General features: G+C 70.5%; 18 protein-coding genes. 1 reads left to right on the top strand and 17 read right to left on the bottom strand.

Features of this window, described 5'->3' with window-relative positions; translation table 11 throughout:
- The 12 genes from argJ to infC all read right to left on the bottom strand — a co-directional run bounded on the left by argJ (position 1) and on the right by infC (position 11,913).
- The gene (argJ, locus tag BJY17_RS01700; protein WP_179549849.1) at positions 1-1,152 is read right to left on the bottom strand and encodes a bifunctional glutamate N-acetyltransferase/amino-acid acetyltransferase ArgJ; all 1,152 of its coding nucleotides are present in this window, start codon (positions 1,150-1,152) and stop codon (positions 1-3) included.
- Positions 1,149-2,192 carry an N-acetyl-gamma-glutamyl-phosphate reductase gene (argC, locus tag BJY17_RS01695; protein ID WP_179549848.1) on the bottom strand — a complete coding sequence of 348 codons (1,044 nt, stop codon included), beginning with the start codon at positions 2,190-2,192 and terminating at the stop codon, positions 1,149-1,151. The genes argJ and argC overlap by 4 nt, the downstream gene beginning before the upstream one ends.
- Before the next feature lie 511 nt (positions 2,193-2,703).
- A complete protein-coding gene (gene pheT / locus BJY17_RS01690; protein WP_179549847.1) occupies positions 2,704-5,229 on the bottom strand; it encodes a phenylalanine--tRNA ligase subunit beta in 2,526 nt (841 codons plus the stop codon).
- 3 nt (positions 5,230-5,232) lie between these two features.
- On the bottom strand, positions 5,233-6,273 hold the full coding sequence (gene pheS, locus BJY17_RS01685) for a phenylalanine--tRNA ligase subunit alpha (protein ID WP_179549846.1): 1,041 nt from the start codon (positions 6,271-6,273) through the stop codon (positions 5,233-5,235).
- 43 nt (positions 6,274-6,316) lie between these two features.
- Positions 6,317-7,243 (bottom strand): amino acid ABC transporter permease, encoded by a 927-nt coding sequence (locus BJY17_RS01680; protein ID WP_179549845.1) that lies wholly within the window; start codon positions 7,241-7,243, stop codon positions 6,317-6,319.
- Entirely contained in the window at positions 7,240-7,887 is a 648-nt protein-coding gene (locus BJY17_RS01675; protein WP_179549844.1) for an amino acid ABC transporter permease, read from the bottom strand. The genes BJY17_RS01680 and BJY17_RS01675 overlap by 4 nt, the downstream gene beginning before the upstream one ends.
- Before the next feature lie 68 nt (positions 7,888-7,955).
- Positions 7,956-8,816 carry a glutamate ABC transporter substrate-binding protein gene (locus BJY17_RS01670; RefSeq protein WP_179549843.1) on the bottom strand — a complete coding sequence of 287 codons (861 nt, stop codon included), beginning with the start codon at positions 8,814-8,816 and terminating at the stop codon, positions 7,956-7,958.
- Between the two features lie 56 nt (positions 8,817-8,872).
- Positions 8,873-9,661 (bottom strand): amino acid ABC transporter ATP-binding protein, encoded by a 789-nt coding sequence (locus BJY17_RS01665; RefSeq protein WP_376866218.1) that lies wholly within the window; start codon positions 9,659-9,661, stop codon positions 8,873-8,875.
- Positions 9,662-9,717: 56 nt separating this feature from the next.
- Positions 9,718-10,530 carry a TrmH family RNA methyltransferase gene (locus tag BJY17_RS01660; RefSeq protein WP_179549841.1) on the bottom strand — a complete coding sequence of 271 codons (813 nt, stop codon included), beginning with the start codon at positions 10,528-10,530 and terminating at the stop codon, positions 9,718-9,720.
- A gap of 93 nt (positions 10,531-10,623) precedes the next feature.
- Positions 10,624-11,010: a 50S ribosomal protein L20 gene (gene rplT / locus BJY17_RS01655; RefSeq protein WP_179549840.1), complete on the bottom strand. Its 387-nt coding sequence runs from the start codon at positions 11,008-11,010 to the stop codon at positions 10,624-10,626.
- Positions 11,011-11,042: 32 nt separating this feature from the next.
- Positions 11,043-11,237 (bottom strand): 50S ribosomal protein L35, encoded by a 195-nt coding sequence (gene rpmI, locus BJY17_RS01650; protein WP_056657888.1) that lies wholly within the window; start codon positions 11,235-11,237, stop codon positions 11,043-11,045.
- Between the two features lie 55 nt (positions 11,238-11,292).
- On the bottom strand, positions 11,293-11,913 hold the full coding sequence (infC, locus tag BJY17_RS01645) for a translation initiation factor IF-3 (RefSeq protein WP_082571582.1): 621 nt from the start codon (positions 11,911-11,913) through the stop codon (positions 11,293-11,295).
- 262 nt (positions 11,914-12,175) lie between these two features.
- Between infC and BJY17_RS01640 the strand changes: the two genes are divergently transcribed.
- Positions 12,176-12,526 carry a DUF1844 domain-containing protein gene (locus BJY17_RS01640; RefSeq protein WP_074261092.1) on the top strand — a complete coding sequence of 117 codons (351 nt, stop codon included), beginning with the start codon at positions 12,176-12,178 and terminating at the stop codon, positions 12,524-12,526.
- Positions 12,527-12,552: 26 nt separating this feature from the next.
- On the opposite strand, the gene BJY17_RS01635 is transcribed toward BJY17_RS01640, so the two are convergent.
- From BJY17_RS01635 to priA, 5 genes are all read right to left on the bottom strand, one after another.
- Complete coding sequence (locus BJY17_RS01635) at positions 12,553-13,329, bottom strand: Fpg/Nei family DNA glycosylase (protein ID WP_179549839.1); 777 nt, start codon at positions 13,327-13,329, stop codon at positions 12,553-12,555.
- The gene (locus BJY17_RS01630; protein WP_179549838.1) at positions 13,316-17,842 is read right to left on the bottom strand and encodes an ATP-dependent helicase; all 4,527 of its coding nucleotides are present in this window, start codon (positions 17,840-17,842) and stop codon (positions 13,316-13,318) included. Before BJY17_RS01630 ends, BJY17_RS01635 begins: the two co-directional genes overlap by 14 nt.
- Positions 17,843-17,894: 52 nt before the next feature.
- Positions 17,895-19,340: a pyridoxal phosphate-dependent decarboxylase family protein gene (locus tag BJY17_RS01625; RefSeq protein ID WP_376866219.1), complete on the bottom strand. Its 1,446-nt coding sequence runs from the start codon at positions 19,338-19,340 to the stop codon at positions 17,895-17,897.
- Between the two features lie 91 nt (positions 19,341-19,431).
- Positions 19,432-20,235, bottom strand: a complete 804-nt coding sequence (locus tag BJY17_RS01620) for an SseB family protein (protein ID WP_179549837.1) — start codon at positions 20,233-20,235, stop codon at positions 19,432-19,434.
- Complete coding sequence (gene priA, locus BJY17_RS01615; protein WP_179549836.1) at positions 20,232-20,978, bottom strand: bifunctional 1-(5-phosphoribosyl)-5-((5-phosphoribosylamino)methylideneamino)imidazole-4-carboxamide isomerase/phosphoribosylanthranilate isomerase PriA; 747 nt, start codon at positions 20,976-20,978, stop codon at positions 20,232-20,234. The genes BJY17_RS01620 and priA overlap by 4 nt, the downstream gene beginning before the upstream one ends.
- Positions 20,979-20,988 lie beyond the last annotated feature (10 nt).

Raw genomic sequence — 20,988 nt, 5'->3', positions numbered from 1 at the left:
TCAACTCGCGTAGGCGCTGTTCTCATGCACGTAGTCGTGCGTGAGATCGTTCGTGAAGATGGTGGCGGATGCCTCGCCGGCGTGCAGCTCGATGAGCACGTGCGTCGCGCGCGGCGTGAGGTCGACCTGATCGCGCGGGGCGTCGGGGCGTCCGGCGTGGCAGACGCGCACCCCGTTCATCGAGACGTCGACGAGATACGGGTCGAACGGCGCGCTCGTGGTGCCGATCGCCGCGAGCACGCGGCCCCAGTTGGGGTCGTTGCCGAAGATCGCCGCCTTGAAGAGGTTGTTGCGGGCGACCGAGCGGCCGACCTCGACCGCGTCGTCTTCGGTCACCGCACCGACGACCTCGATCGCGATGTCATGGCTCGCGCCCTCGGCGTCGGCCTGCAGCTGGAGTGCGAGATTCCGGCAGGCGTCGGTGAGGGCCGCGGTGAACTCGGCGAGGTCGGGCGTGACACCCGATGCGCCGCTCGCGAGGAGGGTGACCTGGTCGTTCGTCGACATGCAGCCGTCGGAGTCGAGCCGGTCGAACGTCACGCGGGTGGCGGCGCGGAGCGCGATGTCGAGCTCCTCGCTGGGCAACGCGGCATCCGTCGTCACGACCACCAGCATCGTCGCGAGGCCGGGCGCGAGCATGCCGGCCCCCTTCGCGATGCCGCCGATCGACCAGCCGCCGCCCTCGACGACGACCTGCTTCGGCTTCGTGTCGGTCGTCATGATCGCGCGGGCGGCGTCATCGCCGCCATCGGTCGAGAGACGGGCGATCGCCGAGACGACGCCCTCTTCGAGCACCTCGCCGTCGAGCTGGTCGCCGATGAGTCCGGTCGAGCAGACGAGCACGTCGCCGGCCGCGATGCCGAGGCCGGACGCGACGGCCTCGGCCGTGCGGTGCGTGACCTGGAAGCCCTCGGGCCCGGTGAAGCAGTTCGCCCCGCCCGAGTTCAACACGATCGCCGACACGATGCCGTCGGCCGCGACCTGCTTCGACCAGATGATCGGGTTGGCCTGTGCGCGGTTCGACGTGAACACGACCGCTGCCTGCTGGGCGGGCCCGCGGTTCACGACGAGCGCGAGGTCGAGTGCTCCGGAGCGCTTGATGCCCGCGGCGATGCCGGCCGCTTCGAATCCATTGGGATGGGTGACGGTCACGGGGCGACTCCGTTCACGGGGAGTCCGGTCGACTCGGTGAGCCCGAGTGCGATGTTCGCGGACTGGATGGCGGCACCCGCGGTGCCCTTCACGAGGTTGTCGACGGCGGCGACCACGACGACGCGGCCCGAGTTCTCGTCGATCTGGAGGCCGAGGAGCGCCGTGTTCGCACCGAGCACATCGGCGGTGCGCGGGAACTGGCCCTCGGGCAGCAGCTGCACGAAGCGCTCGCCCGCGTAGGCGTCCTCCCACGCCGCACGGACCGTCGCGGCATCCGTGCCGGGCACGATGCGCGCCGTCGACGTCGCGAGGATGCCGCGCGACATCGGGACGATCACCGGAGTGAACGAGATGGTCGGGTTGCCCCCGCCCGCCCAGCGCAGCGCCTGCTGGATCTCGGGGATGTGACGGTGCACGCCGCCCACCGAGTACGGGTTCGCCGAGCCGAGGAGCTCGGAGCCGAGCAGGTGCGCCTTCAGGCTCTTGCCGGCACCCGAAGGACCGACCGCGAGCACCGACACGACGTCGGAGGCCTCGATGACGCCGGCACGGATGCCGGGCGCGAGCGACAGCGCGACGGTCGAGGCGTTGCAGCCAGGCGCCGCGATGCGCTTCGTCTTCGCGAGCCGGTCGCGCTGCGTGCCCGACAGGCGCGGCAGCTCGGGCACCCCGTAGGTCCATGCGCCGTGGAAGTCGCCGCCGTAGAACGCCGCCCAGTCGGCCTTGCTCTCGAGGCGATGGTCGGCACCGCAGTCGATCACGAGGGTCTCGGCCGGCAGCTGCGCGGCGATCGCACCGGATGCCCCGTGCGGCAGCGCGAGGAACACGATGTCATGACCGGCGAGGTTCTCGGCCGTCGTGTCCTTCAGCGTGAGATGCGTGTAGCTGCGCAGGTGCGGCTGCACCGCGATGAGCGGCTGGCCGGCGTTGGAGTGCGCGGTCACGGTGCGCACGTCGAAATCGGGATGATCGGCGAGGAGGCGAAGGATCTCGCCTCCGGCATAGCCGGACGCGCCGGAAACGGCGACGGTGAACGTCATGGTTCCACCTTAAAGGTCGGAGTGGTCGAGGTTGGCTCCCGGCGACGCACACGACCTTAAAGGTCGGAGTGGTCGAGGTTGGCTCCCGGCGACGCACACGACCTGAACGGGTCGACGTGGTCGAGGGATGGCTCCGGCGACGCCTGCTGACGGCTTCATTGCCGCATGCGGGGTCGCCTAGAGTCGGCGCTCGCCACGACGTCGGCTGCGCACCACGACGACACGCGAGATGCGTGCGGGGGCTGCGAACCGAGCGGCGGACATACAGCGACCCTAGCCGGGGCGGGCGGTATCGTGCAAACGCGTGACGTCAGGCGCCGTCGCCGCCCGCGGGCTGTACCAGAGGAGATCGGCCGTTCCGAGGTGGGTCGGGGCTCGATCATCCTCGGGAATGCAGAACTCCTCGGAATCGCGCGTGCTCAGCGATCGGCGGCGATCCGCCGGCCGGCGAGTCGTGCGGCCACCGAGTCGATGGCCGCGACGACGTCGCCGACGGATCGCGCGCGCGCGGTCATTCGCGGACGGTCGCCCCGAGCCGCTCGTTCGCGAGCGCCGCACCGGCGAGCTTCGCCTCGCTGGCCTCGGCTGCCGTGAGCGTGCGGTCGTCGGCGCGGAACCGGAGCGCGAACGTCAGGCTCTTCGCGCCGGTCGGCACGCCCTGGCCGCGGTAGTCGTCGACGATCGAGAGGTGCTCGAGCAGTGCGCCGGCGCCCTCGCGGATCGCCGCGGCGACCTCGGCCGCTGCGACCTCGACCGGCACGATGAGCGAGAGGTCCTGCGTCGCGGCGGGCATCGTGTCGATCGTGCGCGCTTCGAGGGCGGGCTCGGTCAGCGCGATGACGGCGTCGAGATCGAGCTCGACGACGGCGACCACCCGCGGCAGGTCGGCTTCGGCGGCGAGCACCGGCAGCAGCTCGCCGGCGAAGCCGACGAGGGTGCCGCCGACGCGGAGCTCTGCCGTGCGGCCGGGGTGCATCGCCTGGTGCGAACCCTGCGCGACGTCGATGCGGGCACCGGTCGCGAGTTCGACCTGGCGCACGACGTCGAGCGCGTCGGCGATGCCGGCGGGCACCGCGGGCTGACCCGGCTGCTTCACCACGACGTCGCCGACGATGAGCGCACCGAGGTGGCGCGGCTGCGGCGGGATGCCGGCGTCGAGCGCTGCGAGCACCTCATCGCTCGGCTTCTCGTCGCCCACGGGAAGCTCGAGCGAACCGTACGTGCGACCCGTCTCGGGCAGGAACACCGTGCCGATCTCGAAGAGGTCGAGGTCGGTGAGGCCGCGCGAGAGGTTGCGTCGCGCGGCGCCGATCAGGCCGGGCACGAGCGAACGACGCAGGAACGGCACCGTCTGGTCGAGCGCGTTCGCGATGCGCACGGATGCCACGGGGGCGCCGTCGGCACTGCCGAACACCGCGTTGTCGGCGTCGGAGACGAACGGGAAGGAGAGCACCTCGACCGATCCGGCCGCCGCGAGCGTGTCGGCGGTGCGCCGGCGCAGCCGCTGCGAGCGGGTGAGTCCGCGGCCGGGAGGCGCGACGGGGAGCACCGAGGGGATGCGGTCGTAGCCGATCAGTCGGGCGACCTCCTCCGCGAGCTCTTCGCGGCCGGTCAGGTCGGGGCGCCAGGCCGGCGGCACGACCGAGAATCCGCCGTCGACGGCGGTGATGACGCCGCCGATCTCGGCGAGGGCGTCGTGCACCTCGTCTTCGGTGTACTCGACGCCGATGATCGACGAGACGAAGCCGGTGGGCAGGAGGATCGCCTCGCGCGCCGGCGCCGTCGAGATCAGGGAGCCGCCCGCGTCGGCGGTGCCGCCGGCGAGGTCGACCATGAGCTGGGCGACACGGGAAACGGCTGCGGCCGCGATCTCGGGGTCGACACCTCGCTCGTAGCGTTTGGCCGCCTCGCTCGGCAGCTTGTGCCGACGCGCGGTGCGCGCGATCGACACCGGGTCCCAGTTGGCGGCTTCGACGAGCACGTTGCGCGTCTCGTCGCCCATCTCGGTCTCTGCGCCGCCCATGACGCCGCCGAGGCCGATCGGCCCGCGGTCGTCGGTGACGACGAGGTCTTCGACGTGGAGCGTGCGCTCCTTGCCGTCGAGCGTGGTGAACTTCTCCCCCACCGTGGCGCGTCGCACGACGATGCCGCCGCGCAGCTGATCGAGGTCGTAGCCGTGGATCGGCTGACCGAGCTCGAGCATGACGTAGTTCGTGATGTCGACGAGCAGCGAGATCGAGCGGATGCCGGCGAGCTTCAGCCGCGCGATCATCCACGCCGGAGTCGGGCGGGAGGCGTCGACGTCGCGCACGATGCGCGTGGCGAAGACCGAGGAGCCGATCTTGCCGCGGATCGGGGCCGCGTCGTCGATCACGACGGAGAACGCGTCGTCCGAGACATCCGCCGGCGCCGCCTGCTCGACCGGGTCGCGGAAGCGCGCCCCGGTGGCGTGCGCGTACTCGCGGGCGACCCCGCGGATCGAGAACGCGTAGCCGCGATCGGGGGTGACGTTGATCTCGATGGCGGCGTCGTCGAGGCCGAGGAGCTTGATCGCGTCGGTGCCGACGGGCGCGTCGATGCCGAGCGTCGAGAGCCGCAGGATGCCGTCGTGGTCCTCGCCGAGGCCGAGCTCGCGCGCCGAGGCGATCATGCCGTCGGAGACGTGCCCGTAGGTCTTGCGGGCGGCGATCGGGAACGGGCCGGGCAGCACGGCGCCCGGCAGCGTCACGACGACCTTGTCGCCGACGAAGAAGTTGCGGGCACCGCAGACGATGCCGTGCACGGCGTCGCCGCCGTCGGCAGCGGTCTCACCGTCGGCCGCGACGCGCACCTGGCACCAGCGGATGGTCTTGCCGTTGGACTGCGGCTCCTCGACGAACTCGAGCACCTCGCCCACGACGATCGGGCCCTCGAGGTCGAACGTGTGCACGTCCTCCTCTTCGAGGCCGACCTTGACGAGCGCTGCGTGCACGTCTTCGGGCGTCGTGCCCGGCACGAGCTCGACGTACTCGGCGAGCCAACTCAGTGGAACTCGCATGTTCTAGACCACCATTCCGAACTGCTGGGAGAAGCGGATGTCTCCCTCGACCATTTCGCGCATGTCCTGCACGTCGTTGCGGAGCATGAGTCCGCGCTCGATGCCCATGCCGAAGGCGAACCCGGTGTAGACCTCGGGGTCGATGCCGGCAGCCTTCAGCACGTTGGGGTGCATCATGCCGCAGCCGCCCCACTCGATCCAGCGCGCGCCGCCCTTGAAGGTCGGGTGCCAGAAGTCGAGCTCTGCCGACGGCTCGGTGAAGGGGAAGAAGCTCGGGCGCAGGCGGATCTTCGCCTCGTCGCCGAAGATCGACTTCACGAAGTGATCGAGCGTGCCCTTGAGGTGCGCCATGGTGAGGCCCTTGTCGACGGCGACGCCCTCGAACTGCATGAAGACGGGCAGGTGCGTGGCGTCGAACTCGTCGGTGCGGTAGACGCGCCCCGGTGCGAGCACGTAGAGCGGCAGCTCGCGCTCGAGCATCGAGCGGATCTGCACCGGGCTCGTGTGCGTGCGCAGCACGAGGTGCGACTCGGGCGGGTCGACGAAGAAGGTGTCCTGCATGGCGCGCGCCGGGTGGTCGGCGTCGAAGTTCAGCGCGTCGAAGTTGAACCACTCGCTCTCGACCTCGGGCCCCTCGGCGACCTCCCAGCCCATGCCGGTGAAGACATCGCACACGCGGTCTTGCAGGAGCGAGAGCGGATGCCGCGCACCCGCCCGGTACCGCGACGCGAGCGCCGTGACGTCCACCGTCTCAGCCGCGAGCTGCTCGGCGGCCTCGGCCTCGAGGATCTCGGCCTCACGGGCGGCGAACGCCTGGTTCACACGACCGCGCGCACCGCCGACGAGCTTGCCGAGTGCGGCCTTCTGCTCGTTCGGAACGTTGCGGAGTTCGGCGTTCAGGAGCGCGAGGGCGGACTTGTCGCCGGTGTGCTCGGTGCGGACCTGCTTCAGCGCGGCGGAGTCGCCGGCCGACGCGATGGCCGCGAGGGCTGCGTCGACCGCCGTCTGGACGGCGCTCTCGGTGATTTCACGGGGCTCGGACACGAGAACCGAGTCTACCGGGCGCGATCCGCCCGGTCGGGTCGCCTCACATGCTGCCGTGCTGCGTTTCGGACTGACGCGCCGCTGCGGACGCCTCGGCCATGAGGATCGCCTGGTTCGGATTGTCGGGGTCGAGCCTTGCACCGCTCGACTTCGACGCCGTGCGCTTCGAGAGCCAGCGTGCGAACCACGAGAGCGACAGGTTCATGATCAGGTACAGCGCCAGGGCGACGACGAACAGCGAGAACAGGTAGCGATTGCCGTAGAAGCTGGCGAGGTTGTTCATGGTCACGCGCAGGAGTTCGGTGTAGCCGACGATGAACCCGAGCGAGGTGTCCTTCAGGAGCACCACGAGCTGCGCGACGATGATCGGCAGCATCTGGCGGAAGGCCTGCGGGAACTCCACGAGCATCTTCGACTGCAGCGGCCGCATGCCGAGGCTGAGGCCGGCTTCGCGCTGCCCGCGGGGAAGCGAGGCGAGGCCGGCGCGCAGGGCCTCGCCGATGATGGCGCCGTTGTAGAGGCTGAGCGCCATCACCACGGCCCAGAACGATCCGGTGTTCAGCACGAGCAGGATGAACAGCATCATGAGCAGCACCGGCATGCCGCGCAGGAACTCGAGCACCACCGTCGTCGGAACGCGGATCCACGCGCGCTCCGAGCTGCGCAGCAACGAGAACAGCACACCGAGTGCGATCGCGAAGACCGCCGCGGTGAACGCCGCGCGCAAGGTGCCGACCACGCCCTCGAAGATGATGAACTGCCAGACCTCGGGATCGGCGAAGATGTCCCAGCGGCTCGGGTCGAAGAAGCCGGGAAGCGTGATGCCACCGCTCTCACGGGGCTGCGCGAGGGTCCACACCATCCAGGCGAGGCCGCCGACGATGACCACGCCCGTGAGGATCGACGAGACCACCGAGAGCCGCCGCGCCTTCGGGCCGGGAGCGTCGAAGAGAACCGATGAGTGAGTCATCGCTGCACCACCCATTTGCGTTCGAGGCGTCCGGCCAGGATGCCGAGCGGCACCGTGATCACGAGGTAGAGGGTTGCTGCCGCCATCAGGATCGCGATCACGGCGTTGCCGTTCGCGTTCGCGATCTCGCGGGTTGCGGCGAAGAGTTCGAAGACGAAGAAGCCGCCGGCGACCGAGGTGTTCTTCGTGAGTGCGATGAAGACGTTGATGAGCGGCGGGATCGTCATGCGGAACGCCTGCGGCATGATCACCAGGCTGACCGTCTGACCGAACCCGAGCCCCACGCTGCGTGCGGCCTCGGCCTGGCCGAGCGGAACGCCGTTGATGCCCGAGCGGAGGGCCTCGGCCACGAACGGCGACGTGTACACGGCGAGGCCGATCATCGCGGCCGTCACGTAGTCGAGCCGCGAGCCGAGGTAGGGCAGGATGATCGCGCAGAAGAGGAGCACGAGCGTGAGCGGCGTGTTGCGCACGAGTTCGGTGTAGACCGTCGCGAACGCGCGCAGCGATCCGACCGGGGAGATGCGCATCGCGGCGATGATCGTGCCGAGGATGAGTGCCGAGATGCCGCTCACCACGAGCAGCAGCAGGGTCATCCTGAAGCCCTCGAGGAACGTCGGCAGGTTCTCGATGACGGCGTCCACGCGTCTCCGTTCTGGTCAGTGCGGGAGGGACGGGTCCCGGGCGGTCTCCCGCCCGGGACTCGTGCCGATCAGTAGCGGTCGACGGCCGGCGGCTCGACGAAGGGCAGCACGGCTCCGGCGGTGGAGTTCCACGCCTCCTCGTAGCGGCCGTCTTCGTAGGCCTCTTCGAGCACGTCGTTGATCCACATGCGGAAGTCCGTGTCATCGAGCGCGAGGCCGATGCCGTAGGGCTCCTCGGTGAAGGGCTCGCCCACGACCTTGAACTCGCCCTCGTTCTGGGCCGCGAGGCCCGCGAGGATCACGTTGTCGGTCGATACCGCGACGACCTGGCCGCTGCGGAGCGGCTCGAGGCAGTTGCTGTAGGTATCGGTCTCGATGACCTCGGCGCCGAGTTCCTTCAGGTTGGCCGCCGGCGTGGAGCCGGTGACGGAGCACACGGGCTGGCCGACGAGATCTTCTTCGGACTTGATGTCGTCGTTGTCGGCGAGCACGAGGATCGACTGACCTGCCATGTAGTACGGGCCTGCGAAGGAGACGACCTCCTTGCGCTTGTCGTTGATCGTGTACGTCGCGACGACGATGTCGACCTGGCCGTTCTCGATGAACGGTTCGCGGTTGGCCGAGACCGTCTCGGTCCAGTTGATGTTCTCCTCGTCGATGCCGAGCTCGCTCGCGATGATCTTCGCGATCTCGACGTCGAAGCCCTCGGGGTCGCCCGACGGCCCCTTCAGGCCGAAGAGCGGCTGGTCGAACTTCGTGCCGACGTTGATCTCACCGGCCTCGGAGAGCTTCGCCATGGTGGTTCCTGCTTCGAAGGTCGGGGCCGGTTCTGCCGAGGGCTCCTCGGTTCCTCCGTCGCCGGCGCAGCCGGCCAGCGCGAGCGCCGATACCGCAGCTGCCGCCACGAGCGCCATTCTCATGCGTTTCATGTCTCTGCCTCTTCTCCTGTGTGATGGTTCCTCGCCGAACGCGCCGGCGCAGGTCTCTAGTGCTCGAGGATCTTCGAGAGGAAGTCCTTCGCACGTTCGGACTTCGGGTTGTCGAAGAACTCCGCGGGCGTGGCCTCTTCGACGATCTTCCCGTCGGCCATGAACAGCACCCGATCGGCCGCCTTGCGGGCGAAGCCCATCTCGTGCGTGACGACGATCATGGTCATGCCGTCTTTGGCCAGACCGATCATGACGTCGAGCACCTCGTTGATCATCTCGGGGTCGAGTGCGCTCGTCGGCTCGTCCATGAGGATGAGCTTGGGGTTCATCGCGAGCGAACGGGCGATGGCGACGCGCTGCTGCTGACCGCCCGAGAGCTGGGCCGGGAGCTTCTTCGCCTGGTTCGCCACGCCGACGCGCTCGAGCAGTTCCATCGCCTTCGCCTCGGCGTCTCTGCGCGACATGCGCTTGACCTTGATCGGCGCGAGCGTGACGTTCTCGAGCACCGTCTTGTGCGCGAACAGGTTGAACGACTGGAACACCATTCCGACGTCGGCACGCAGCTTCGCGAGCGCCGCGCCCTCTTCGGGCAGCTTCACGCCGTCGATCGCGATGGAGCCGGAGTCGATGGTCTCGAGACGGTTGATCGCACGGCAGAGCGTCGACTTGCCCGAACCGCTCGGGCCGATGACGACGACGACCTCGCCGCGGTTCACGACGGTGTTGATGTCGTTCAGCACGTGCAGCTCGCCGTAGTGCTTGTCGACGTGGTCGATGACCACGAGCGGCTCGCCGCGACGCACCGAGATGTTGGAGGTCGGCGGGGCAGGCTGCATTGGCTCCATATCCCCAAAACTAGGGCCAGCAGCGGCCCAGCGGCGCGGAGTCGGGCAGTGGTTACCTAACCGTGATCAGCGGTGCGCTGCGCGAAGGCGCTCTCGTACAGGCAGACGGATGCCGCGGTCGCGAGGTTCATCGATTCGGCGTGCCCGTAGATCGGCACGGTGACCACGCGATCGGCGAGCTCGAGCTGTTCGTCGGGCAGGCCCCTGGCCTCGTTGCCGAACACCCAGGCGGTCGGCCCGGCGAGCACGCCGTCGTTGCGGGCGGAGAGCAGGTCGTCGCCCTTCACATCGGCGGCGAGCACGGTGAGGCCCGCGGCACGTGCCCGCACGAGCACGTCGGCGAGCTCGGCGCCGATGGCGACGGGCAGGTGGAAGATCGAGCCGGTGGAGGAGCGGACGACCTTCGGGTTGTAGAGGTCGACCGTGCGCCCCGTGAAGATGACGGCGTCGGCGCCCGCGGCGTCGGCCGCACGCACGATGGTGCCGGCGTTGCCCGGATCGCGCACCTCTTCGAGGATGGCGACGAGCTTGGGCTTGGCTGCGAAGACGTCTTTCACCGCGGTCGGGAACTGGCGGCAGACGGCCACGAAGCCCTGCGGCGTGACCGTGTCGGCCATCGAGTCGAGCACCTCTTCGGTGACGAACTCGATCTCGACGTCGGCCGAGGCCGCGGCATCGGCGAGCTCGGGGTAGCGCTCGAGCGCGGTCGGCGTGGCGAAGAGCTCGATGACGAGCTCGGACCGGAAGGTCAGCGCCTCGGCGACCGCCTGGGGGCCCTCGAGCAGGAACATGCCGCTCTCGACACGTGCTGCCTTGCGGGCGAGCTTCGCTACTGCGCGCACGCGCGGCGATCGGGGGTTCTCGAGCATGCCCCGATTCTACCGGGGGAATGCGGAACGGCCCGGCACGCCTCGCTCGTCAGAGCAGAGGGTGCCGGGCCGTTCGAACGCTGAAGTCGCTGCTTACGCGGCGGTCTTCGGAGCCGAGGTGTCGGCCGGGAGGGCCTTCTTGGCCGACTCGACCAGCGCGGCGAACGTCGCGGGCTCGTTGACCGCGAGGTCGGCGAGGATGCGACGGTCGACCTGGATGCCTGCGAGGCCGAGGCCCTGGATCAGGCGGTTGTACGTGAGGCCGTTCGCACGCGACGCGGCGTTGATGCGCTGGATCCAGAGGCGACGGAAGTCGCCCTTCTTCTGGCGGCGGTCGCGGTACGCGTAGACGAGGGAGTGGGTGACCTGCTCCTTGGCCTTGCGGTAGAGACGCGAACGCTGGCCGCGGTAACCGCTGGCGCGCTCGAGAATGACCCGGCGCTTCTTGTGGGCGTTGACCGCCCGCTTCACTCTTGCCATGACTCTGTTTCTTCCTTAACGGGTCTCGCGGCTCAGTGGCCGAGAAGCTTCTTGATGACCTTGGCGTCGGGGGCCGACACGACCTTGTCCTGGTTCAGACGGGCCTTGCGCTTCGAGGACTTGACCTCGAGGTTGTGGCGCATACCGGCCTGCTGCTTCTTGATCTTGCCGCTACCGGTGATCTTGAAGCGCTTCTTGGACCCGGAGTGGGTCTTCTGCTTCGGCATCTCGTATTTCTCCTTGGTTCTGCCGTCACGCGAGTGACGGACGGGGATGTTTGGCTCAGCCCTCGACGGGCTCGGCCGTCTGCGCGTCGCCGTCGGCCGGGGCGTCAGCCGCCGGTCGCGCCTTCGCTGCAGCACGCTGTGCATTGGCCTCGGCCTTGGCCTCGGCCTTGTTCTTGAGGGGCCCGATCACCATGACCATGTTGCGGCCGTCGATCGTCGGGTTGTGCTCGACCGTGCCGAACTCGGCCACGTCTTCCGCAAAGCGCTGCAGCAGGCGGACGCCCATCTCGGGGCGCGACTGCTCGCGACCGCGGAAGAGGATCATCGCCTTGACCTTGTCGCCGGCCTTCAGGAAGCCGATGGCGCGCTTCATCTTGGTCTCGTAGTCGTGCTTGTCGATCTTGAGACGGAACCGCACCTCTTTGAGGATGGTGTTCGCCTGGTTGCGCCGGGCCTCTTTCGCCTTCTGCGCAGCCTCGTACTTGAACTTGCCGTAGTCCATGATCTTCGCGACCGGCGGCTTCGAGTTCGGAGCGACCTCGACGAGATCGAGGTCGGCCTCCTGCGCGAGCCGCAGGGCCACCTCGATCTTCACGACGCCGACCTGCTCTCCGGCAGGCCCCACGAGTCGAACCTCGGGGACGCGGATACGGTCGTTTGTACGGGGATCGCTGATGCGTGTTCTCCTCTACTCAAGCTGTTTCGCTCGGTCGGGAGGCGGTTGCCGCCCGACGACGAAAGGAGAAATTCGCGCATGCGTGCACGGATTTCCACCGTACTTTTCATGCGGCACCCTACCTACTCCCCCGTCTTGCGACGTGGGAGCGGAGTGCAATGACCCGGTAACCTTGATGAAGCGGTATGCGCGGGTGGGAGAATCTCCACTTTCGTACCGGGGTGAAGCCCCGGAGCCCGAAGTAGTCTAGCAGAGGAAATCCGTGAACAGTAGTTCAGACGAGACCACGGTCGAGGGCGCCACCCGCGACATCGCCGAGGTCCCCGCAGTCGAGATCATCACGACCGCCGCCGTGCACCTCATGAGCGCCGCCGCCGTGAAGGTCGGGCTGGCCGAAGACCCCGAGGAGCAGATCGACCTCGACGAGGCGCGCAAGCTCATCAACGCCCTCGCCGGGCTCATCACGGCCGGCGCCCCCGAGATCAGCGACATGCACGCGCGCTCGCTGCGCGACGGCCTGCGCTCGCTGCAACTCGCGTTCCGCGAGGCATCCGTCATTCCCGACCCGATCGGCAAGGGCCCGGGCGAGAAGTGGACCGGACCGGTCAGCTGAGCCCGGCCGGGCCAACGGCACGCTAGCTAGCGCTGGCAGTTCGGGCACCACCAGGTCTCCCGCAGTTCGAGCTCGGTGCGTCCGAGACGCCCGTGCTCGATGAGCGTTCTGCAGCGTCGGCACGCCTCGCCGCCTCGGCCGTAGACCCAGAGCTGCCGGCCTCGATGCGTGTCGCCGGTGGTCGTGCGCACCGCGCGGTCGCGGTTCGCACGGATGACGCGGCTCGCGAGTGAAACGAGGGGCGCGAGCTCGACCTCTCCGACCGGCCGGGCCGGCAGGATGCCCCGGAGGAAGCACACCTCGTTGACGTAGACGTTGCCGAGCCCGGCGAGGTTGCGCTGCTCGGCGAGGGCGACCGCGATCGGCGTCTCGGGCGAGCTCGCGAGCCGGCGCACGGCCTCCTCTGCGTCCCAGTCGGGCCCGAGCAGGTCGGGCCCGAGGTAGGCGAACCGTTCCGCCTCTTCTGCAGCACCGAACAGCTCGAGGGTGCCGAGGTCGAAGCCGACCGCCGAGGCATCCGGCACGTCGATGATCGCGCGCGCCTGCCAGGTGGGCCGTCGCCACGGCTGGCCGGGGCGGAACACCCGCCATTCCCCCTCCATCTTCAGGTGCGAGTGCACGACGACCCCGCCGATGCGCATCAGGAGGTGCTTGCCGCGGCTCGCGACGGAGTGCACCGGCTCGCCCGCCAGGTCGACCTCGGCGAGCGCCGGCACCCGGAAGTCGGTGCGCGACACCGTGCGGCCGGCGAGCGCCTCGTCGAGCAGTCGTGCAGCCCGATAGACGGTGTCACCCTCTGGCATCGAAGCGAAGCCCTCTCGGCGTCTCCCGGAACCCTGCAGCGCGCAGCGGCCGGTCGAGCACGGAGCCGAACACCGCGCCGCCGTTCACCGTCTCGACCCGGAGCCGCTCGGTGCGACCCCGGGTGAGCGCGGTGGCGAGCGCCGCGGTCGCCGCGGCGAGCGCGGCCTCGTCGTCGGTGAAGACGAGGGTCGTGCGCCCGCCGCGCTCGAGGTAGAGCACCGCCTCGCCGTCGACGACGGCGACGAAGGCGCCCGCCTTGCGCCCCGGGCGATGCGCGTTCTCGCCGGGAACCTCGGGCCAGTCGAGGGCGGCGCCGAACGGATTGGCCGGGTCTGTGGCCGCGAGCGCGACCGCCTCGCCCTTCGGCGCAGCCCGGAGCCGATCGACGGCCGCCCCGGTCGCGAACTGCGCCCCGCCCTGGCCGTCGATGAAGTACCCGCGGCGCACTCGCCCGGAGTCCTCGAACCCCGAGAGGGTGCGATACGCGAGCGCGAACCCGCCGACGTGCGCCTCGGCCATGACCGAGCCGCGCGTGACGATGCCGTAGCGCTCGAGCAACGCCTCGCCGAGCGCATGCGCCCGCGGCGTGGCGGCGCTGCTCGCGAGCGGCAGCACCGACCAGCGCCCGGCAGCCCTCGGCGGATTGGCCCTGGCCGCGGCCGTGCGCCCGGCCTGCACGGTCGCCGCGAGCGACCGACGTGAGAGCGAACCCGCCCGGAGCCGTGCCCGTGGGGTCGGCGCAGCGGTCTTGTGGGCTCCCCCGCCGGCGAGCAGGCCGCGCACCGGGGCGAAGGTGTCGTTGCTCACGAGCCCGGCCCAGACGAGTCGCCAGAGGGCGTCGGCGAGCGCGCGGTCGTCTTCGGAGCCGACGGCCTCGGCCAACTGCCGGAAGAAGAAGCCCCCGCCGCCGCCGAGCACCGCGATGAGCTCGGTCTCGAGTGGGTCGAGTGGTGCGGCCGCGGGTGCAGGCAGCGTGAGCTCGGCCGTCTCGGCGAGGTGCAGGCTGATCCACCCGTCGTCGCCGCCGAGCGACCCGGTGCCGGCCCAGAGCACCTCGCCCGATGCGGTCAGCTCGTCGAGCATGCCCGGCCGGTATTCGGCGACCCTGGCCGGCAGCACGTACGCCTCCCACGCCGAGGCGGGGATGCGCGCGCCCTCGAGTTGCTCGATCACCGCGGCGACGCCGTCGACACCGCCGAGCTTGCCGCCCACGTGCTGCCACGACGGCAGGAACCGCGCGAAATCGCGGGGCTCGACCGGTTCGACCTCGTTTCGCAGCACCGCGAGCGAGCGTCGACGGATGCGCCGGAGCACCCCGCTGTCGCACCATTCCAGGCCCGACCCATGCGGCAGGAACTCGCCCTCGACGACGCGGCGCTCCCCGCCGAGTCTCGCGAGCGCAGCGGATGCCACGGCCTGGCCGATGCCGAAGCGTGCGGCGACCGCCTGTGCCGTGAACGGCCCGTGCGTGCGGGCGTAGCGGGCGACGAGATCGCCGAGCGGATCGCGCACCCCCTCGCCGAACACCTCGGGCAGCCCCGGAGGGATCGGTACTCCGAGCGCGTCGCGCAGCCGACTGACGTCTTCGACGGCGACGAACCACGACCGGCCGGCGAAGCTCACCGGTGCCGCACGGCGTGCCGCGACGAGTGCGGCGAGGGCCGCGGCGGCATCCGTCTCGTCGTCGATCCGCGCCGCCACCTCGTCGGCCGTCAGCGGCCCGAGGTCGCCGAGCAGATCGGCGACGCCCTCGTCGCCGCGGGCGACGCGATCGGGATGGAGGCGCTGGAGCATGCGCTCGACCTCGTCGACCACCTCGGGGTCGAGGAGCTCGCGCAGCTCGACCGTGCCGAGCAGTTCGGCGAGCAGCGCCGGGTCGAGCGAGAGCGCCGCGGCCCGCCGCTCGGCGAGCGGGGCGTCGCCCTCGTACATGAACGCACCCACGTAGCCGAAGAGCAGGCTCGATGCGAAGGGGCTCGGCGACTCGGTCGTGACCTCGACGAATCGCAGCTCGCGACGCTCGATGCGCTCGGCGAGCCGGGTGAGCGCCGGCAGGTCGTAGACGTCTTGCAGGCACTCGCGCACCGCCTCGAGCACGATCGGGAACTCGGGGAAGTCGCGGGCCACCTCGAGCAGTTGCGACGCGCGCTGGCGCTGCTGCCAGAGCGGTGATCGCTTGCCCGGATTCGAGCGCGGCAGGATGAGCGCCCGAGCGGCGCACTCGCGGAACCGCGCGGCGAACAGCGCCGAACCGCCGACGTTCGCCGTGACGAGCTCGCTGAGCTCGGCCGGTTCGAACGCGAACAGCTCGGCACCGGGCGGATCGTCGCCCGTGTCGGGCATGCGCAGCACGATTCCGTCGTCGCTCGCCACGGCGTTGGAGTCGACCCCGCTCTGCTCGCGCACACGCGCGCCGATGGCGAGGGCCCACGGCGCATGCACGCGCATGCCGTACGGCGAGTGCAGCACGATGCGCCAGTCGCCGAGCTCGTCGCGGAATCGCTCGACGACGAGGTTCGTCGCGTCGGGCACCACCCGGGTCGCCGCGCGCTGGTCGTCGATGAACTTCACGAGGTTCACGGCGGCGCGCTCGTCGAGTCCGGCGGCTCGGCTGCGAGCGAGGGCGTCGGATGCCGGTGCGCCCGAGAGCTCGGCGATGAAGCCGCCGATGGCCGCCCCGAGTTCGGCGGAGCGCCCGATGCCGTCGCCCTTCCAGAACGGCAGGCGTCCGGGTTCGCCGAACGCCGGGGCGACGAGCACGCGATCGTGCGTGATCTCCTGAATGCGCCAGCTCGTGGCCCCGAGGGCGAACACGTCGCCCACCCGCGACTCGTAGACCATCTCTTCGTCGAGTTCGCCGACACGGCGGCCGGGGCCGGCCTCGCCGACCATGAACACACCGAACATGCCTCGGTCGGGGATGGTGCCGCCGCTCGTGACCGCGAGGCGCTGGGCCCCGCGGCGGCCGACGATCGTGCCGGTGTCGCGGTCCCAGACGATGCGGGCGCGGAGCTCGCCGAAGCGGTCGGAGGGGTAGCGCCCCGCGAGGAGGTCGAGCGTGGCGTCGAACGCGGATCGGGGCAGCGCAGCGTATGGCGCCGCCCGGCGCACGAGCTCGAACCACGCTTCGACGTCCCATTCGTCGAGCGCGGTCGCCGCGATGGTCTGCTGGGCGAGCACGTCGAGCGGGTTCGCGGGGATGCGGAGCTCTTCGATGGCCCCGCCGATCATGCGTTCGGCGACGACCGCCGAGTGCAGCACGTCGGCGCGGTGCTTCGGGAAGATGAGGCCCTTCGAGACCTCGCCGACCTGGTGACCCGCTCGGCCGAGCCGCTGCAGTCCGCTTGCGACCGAGGGCGGCGACTCCACCTGCATGACGAGGTCGACCGCGCCCATGTCGATGCCGAGCTCGAGGCTCGACGTCGCCACGACGCAACGGAGCCGCCCCGACTTGAGGTCGTCTTCGACGAGGGCGCGCTCCTCTTTGCTCACCGAGCCGTGGTGCGAGCGCGCGATCACGGGCGGGGCTCCGGTCGTGATGCCCGAGGCGCCGACCATCTCGGCGGGCGTTCGCTTCGCGGTGCCTCCTGGCACGGTGAGCGCCTCGACCGGTGCAGCGGCGCGCTCGGCCCACAGCTCGTTGAGCCGCGCCGTCAGCCGCTCCGCGAGACGCCGGGAGTTCGCGAACACGATCGTGGAGCGGTGCGCGAGCACCTCGTCGAGGATCGCCTCCTCGACATGGGGCCACACCGTGCCCGCACCCGTCTCGCCGGCGAGATCGGAGAGGTCGTCGACCGGCACCGTCACCCGCAGGTCGAACCGCTTGCCCGAAGCCGGCGCCACGATCGTCACGGCTCGGGTGCCGCCGAGGAACCGGGCCACCTCTTCGTGCGGGCGCACCGTGGCCGACAGGCCGATACGCTGCACAGGCTCGGCCGTGAGCTCGTCGAGCCGCTCGAGCGAGAGCGCGAGGTGCGAGCCGCGTTTCGTGCCGGCGAGCGCGTGGATCTCGTCGACGATCACCGTCTGCACGCCGCGGAGGGTCTCACGCGCCGCCGAGGTGAGCATGAGGAAGAGCGACTCGGGCGTCGTGATGAGGATCTCGGGCGGATGCGTCACCAGGCGCCGCCGTTCACCGGGCGGCGTGTCGCCCGAGCGCACCCCCACCGAGACCTCGGGCACCTCGAGACCGTGCGCCGCCGCCGTGCGGGCGATGCCGACGAGGGGCGCCCTCAGGTTGCGTTCGACGTCGACGCCGAGCGCCTTCAACGGCGAGAGGTAGATGACGCGCGTGCCGGTCGACTCGGCATCGGCGCCCTCGTGGTGCAGCCGGTCGATCGCCCAGAGGAAGGCCGCGAGCGTCTTGCCCGAGCCGGTCGGAGCGACGACCAGAGAGTGCTCTCCGCGAGAGATCGCCTGCCAGGCGCCGTTCTGCACGGTGGTGGGCGCGCTGAAGGACTCGGTGAACCACGCCCGGGTCGCGGGCGAGAACGCGTCGAGCGCCTCCGTCATGTGTCCATTCAAGCGGATGCCGCCGACGCCGGGTCGGCTGCGCCCGCCGGCTTCATCGTTCCGGGCGGGTTTCGGCCCGGATCGCGGTCAGTCCACGAGCGACGGCATCGACGGTTCGGCGCACCTCCGCGGCATCCGTTCGCCAATTGCTCACCGAGAAGCGCACGACGGCGCGGCCGTGCCAGCGCGAGGTCATGGCGAGCACCTCGCCCTCGTTCCAGAGGTGCTCGCTGAGCGCTTCGGTCGCCTCGTCGGAATCGAGGGCGATGCAGACCTGGGTGAACGCGACCTCGTTCAGCACTTCGACTCCCGGCAGCGCCCCGACCCCGTCGGCGATGCCGCGCGCGGCCTCGGCGAGTCCGTCGACGAGGCGCGCGACACCCTCGCGTCCGAGTGAGCGGAGCACCGCCCACGTCGGCACGCCGCGGGCACGCCGCGACAGTTCCGGCGCCTTCTCGTGCGGATCGGCACCGACCTCGGTGGCCTGCAGGTAGCTCGCGTGCATGCCGAGCGCACGCCGCATCGCGGCCGGGTCGCGCACGATCGCGATGCCGCAGTCGTACGGCACGTTCAGGGTCTTGTGCGCATCGGTCGACCACGAGTCGGCGGCCTCGAACCCCGCGGTGAGGTGCCTGAGGCTCGGCGACGCCGCCGCCCAGAGTCCGAATGCGCCGTCGACGTGCACCCAGGCGCCGGACGCGTGCGCCACCTCGATCGCGGCCGCGAAGTCGTCGAACGCGCCGGAGTGGATGTTGCCGGCCTGGAGCGCGACGATCGCCGGGCCCTGGCCGGCGGCGAGCACCGCGGCCAGTTCGTCGACGCGGATGCGCCCCTGTTCGTCGGCCGGCACGGTGATCGGCGCTCCGAGCCCGAGATAGCGCGCCGCGAGGTCCATGGTGCCGTGACGTTCCTCGCCCGCGATGTACCGCACGGCCGGCCCGCCGGCGAGCCCATCGGCCTCGACGTCCCATGCCGCCCGACGCAGCACCTCGTTGCGTGCGGCGGCCATGCACGAGAACTGGGCCATCGTGGCGCCCGTCGTGAAGCCGACGTCGCTCTGCGGCGGCAGGCCGAGCAGGTCGAGCAGCCACTCGCCGGCGAGCTCCTCGACGGCCACCGCGCCCGGCGTGATCGCCCGCAGCCCCGTGTTCTGGTCCCACGCCGAGACGAGCCAGTCGGCGCCGAGCGCGACGGGCTGCGTACCGCCGATCACCCAGCCGTAGAAGCGCGGCGAACCGATCGCGATGAGCCCGGGCTCCACGCTCTCCGCCAGGCGCGCGATGACCTCGAGGTCGGGCTCCCCCGTCTCGGGCAGCTCTCGACCGAGACGGTCCTTGATGTCGTCGGCCGTCGCCTGCGGCGGGATCGCCCGCTCGCGCACACTCGAGAGCCACGCTCGGGCGTGGCGGCCCGCCGCCTCCATGACCTCGTCGTACGAGGCATCCGCTGCCTGAGCGGCCCCATCCGCTGCGCCGGTCGTCGTGTTCCGATCGCCCATGACCCACCTGGATTCCGTGCGCCGTGCGCACACCACCGATTGTGCGCCGCTTCGGCGACAGGGTCAATGACCCGGCCAGACCGCAGCGGGGCTAGACCGCGGGCGCGCCGACGAGCTTGACCGTGAGCGAGTCCACCGACGTCGCGATGACGTCGTCGGCCGCCCAGCCTCGTGCGAGCCTGCCGGTGATGGCGTCGAGTTCCTCACGGCTGAGGCCGGCGACGAGCTCGAGACGTACGACGAGCTCGGGCCCGGTGAGGCGGGCCGTCGGGTCGCCGGGAAGCAGGATCACGTCGAGCACGGCGAGTTCTCGCTCGATCGAACCCCTGAAGGCCGCGCCGACGGCGGGCGACTCGAACGGGGGCTGCCACTCGTGCGACTGCGCGACCGACCAGACCGCCGGGCGCCGAAGCACGAACTCGGTCGGCGAACCCGGGTCGAGCACGACGAGATCGGTGCCGTCGTCGGCGGCCGCGAGGGCGACGCGCACGCCGTCGGCCGGCACCGGCCTCGCGAGCGGGTTCCACCGCGACATCGCCTCGACCGAGGCGAACACGGGCAGTACCTTGCGACCGTCGGGGCCCTGCACCGTCACGATCGAGAGCTCCTGGCTCTTGTCGATCGCGAGACCATGAGCGCCGACCTCTGAGCCCCCGTCGCCGAGTTCGGCGAGCAACGGGATCAGGAGACGCGAACGCGCGAACTCCGCCACGACGGGCGCCTGCCCGGCGTCGCCGGCACGGAACGCGTCGAGGGCGGCGACGAGCGCCTCGGGCGCCCGGCCGTCGTCGGAGGCGTGCGTGTTGGGCTGGAAGGAACGCCCCGCCCACGGCACGCCGGCGGAGTCGGCGGCAGCGGCGTCGTCGGAGCGGCCCTCGCCGGCGTCAGCACTCACTGCGAAGCGACATCCAATGCCTCGACCAGGGTGAAGGCGCCCGCGTACAGGGCCTTGCCCACGATCGTTCCCTCGAGGCCGAGCGGAACCAGTTCGCGCAGCGCCACGATGTCGTCGAGGCTCGAGATGCCGCCCGATGCGACCACCGGACGGTGCGTGCGCTCCATGACCTGGCGGAGCAGGTCGAGGTTCGGGCCCTGCAGCGTGCCGTCCTTCGTCACGTCGGTGACGACGTAGCGAGCGGCACCGGCCTCTTCGAGGCGCTCCATGACCTGCCAGAGGTCACCGCCGTCCTTCGTCCACCCGCGGGCGGCGAGCGTGGTGCCGCGCACGTCGAGCCCGACCGCGATCGCCTCGCCGTACTGCGCGATGACGGAGGCCGCCCACTCGGGGTTCTCGAGTGCAGCGGTGCCGAGGTTGATGCGCTTCGCGCCGATCTCGAGCGCGTGCTCGAGCGACTCGTCGTCGCGGATGCCGCCGGAGAGCTCGACGTTGACGCCGCGCACCTGACGGATGGTCTTCTTCAGCACACCCGCGTTGGAGCCGCGTCCGAACGCGGCGTCGAGGTCGACGAGGTGGATCCACTCCGCGCCCTGGTCGGCCCACTCGACCGCGGCATCGACGGGGTCGCCGTAGCTGGTCTCGGTGCCGGCCTCGCCCTTGGTCAGGCGCACCGCCTTGCCGCCGGCGACGTCGACCGCCGGGAGCAGCACGAGGCGGGGGGTCTTGTTGAATTCACTCATTCACTGTCCT

It is taken from the genome of Agromyces hippuratus (assembly GCF_013410355.1).
In the GTDB taxonomy this organism is placed as follows: domain Bacteria; phylum Actinomycetota; class Actinomycetes; order Actinomycetales; family Microbacteriaceae; genus Agromyces; species Agromyces hippuratus.
The sequence above is the reverse complement of the archived record's forward strand: the minus strand, read 5'-3'. Positions and strand labels throughout refer to the sequence as shown.

Coding starts and splice junctions, on each gene's coding strand:
- priA (WP_179549836.1), bottom strand. CDS start 20,978: ATGAGTGAATTCAACAAGACCCCCCGCCTCGTGCTGCTCCCGGCGGTC.
- BJY17_RS01635 (WP_179549839.1), bottom strand. CDS start 13,329: ATGCCAGAGGGTGACACCGTCTATCGGGCTGCACGACTGCTCGACGAG.
- BJY17_RS01680 (WP_179549845.1), bottom strand. CDS start 7,243: ATGACTCACTCATCGGTTCTCTTCGACGCTCCCGGCCCGAAGGCGCGG.
- BJY17_RS01670 (WP_179549843.1), bottom strand. CDS start 8,816: ATGAAACGCATGAGAATGGCGCTCGTGGCGGCAGCTGCGGTATCGGCG.
- BJY17_RS01665 (WP_376866218.1), bottom strand. CDS start 9,661: ATGGAGCCAATGCAGCCTGCCCCGCCGACCTCCAACATCTCGGTGCGT.
- BJY17_RS01660 (WP_179549841.1), bottom strand. CDS start 10,530: ATGCTCGAGAACCCCCGATCGCCGCGCGTGCGCGCAGTAGCGAAGCTC.
- BJY17_RS01630 (WP_179549838.1), bottom strand. CDS start 17,842: ATGACGGAGGCGCTCGACGCGTTCTCGCCCGCGACCCGGGCGTGGTTC.
- argC (WP_179549848.1), bottom strand. CDS start 2,192: ATGACGTTCACCGTCGCCGTTTCCGGCGCGTCCGGCTATGCCGGAGGC.
- BJY17_RS01625 (WP_376866219.1), bottom strand. CDS start 19,340: ATGGGCGATCGGAACACGACGACCGGCGCAGCGGATGGGGCCGCTCAG.
- rplT (WP_179549840.1), bottom strand. CDS start 11,010: ATGGCAAGAGTGAAGCGGGCGGTCAACGCCCACAAGAAGCGCCGGGTC.
- rpmI (WP_056657888.1), bottom strand. CDS start 11,237: ATGCCGAAGCAGAAGACCCACTCCGGGTCCAAGAAGCGCTTCAAGATC.
- pheT (WP_179549847.1), bottom strand. CDS start 5,229: ATGCGAGTTCCACTGAGTTGGCTCGCCGAGTACGTCGAGCTCGTGCCG.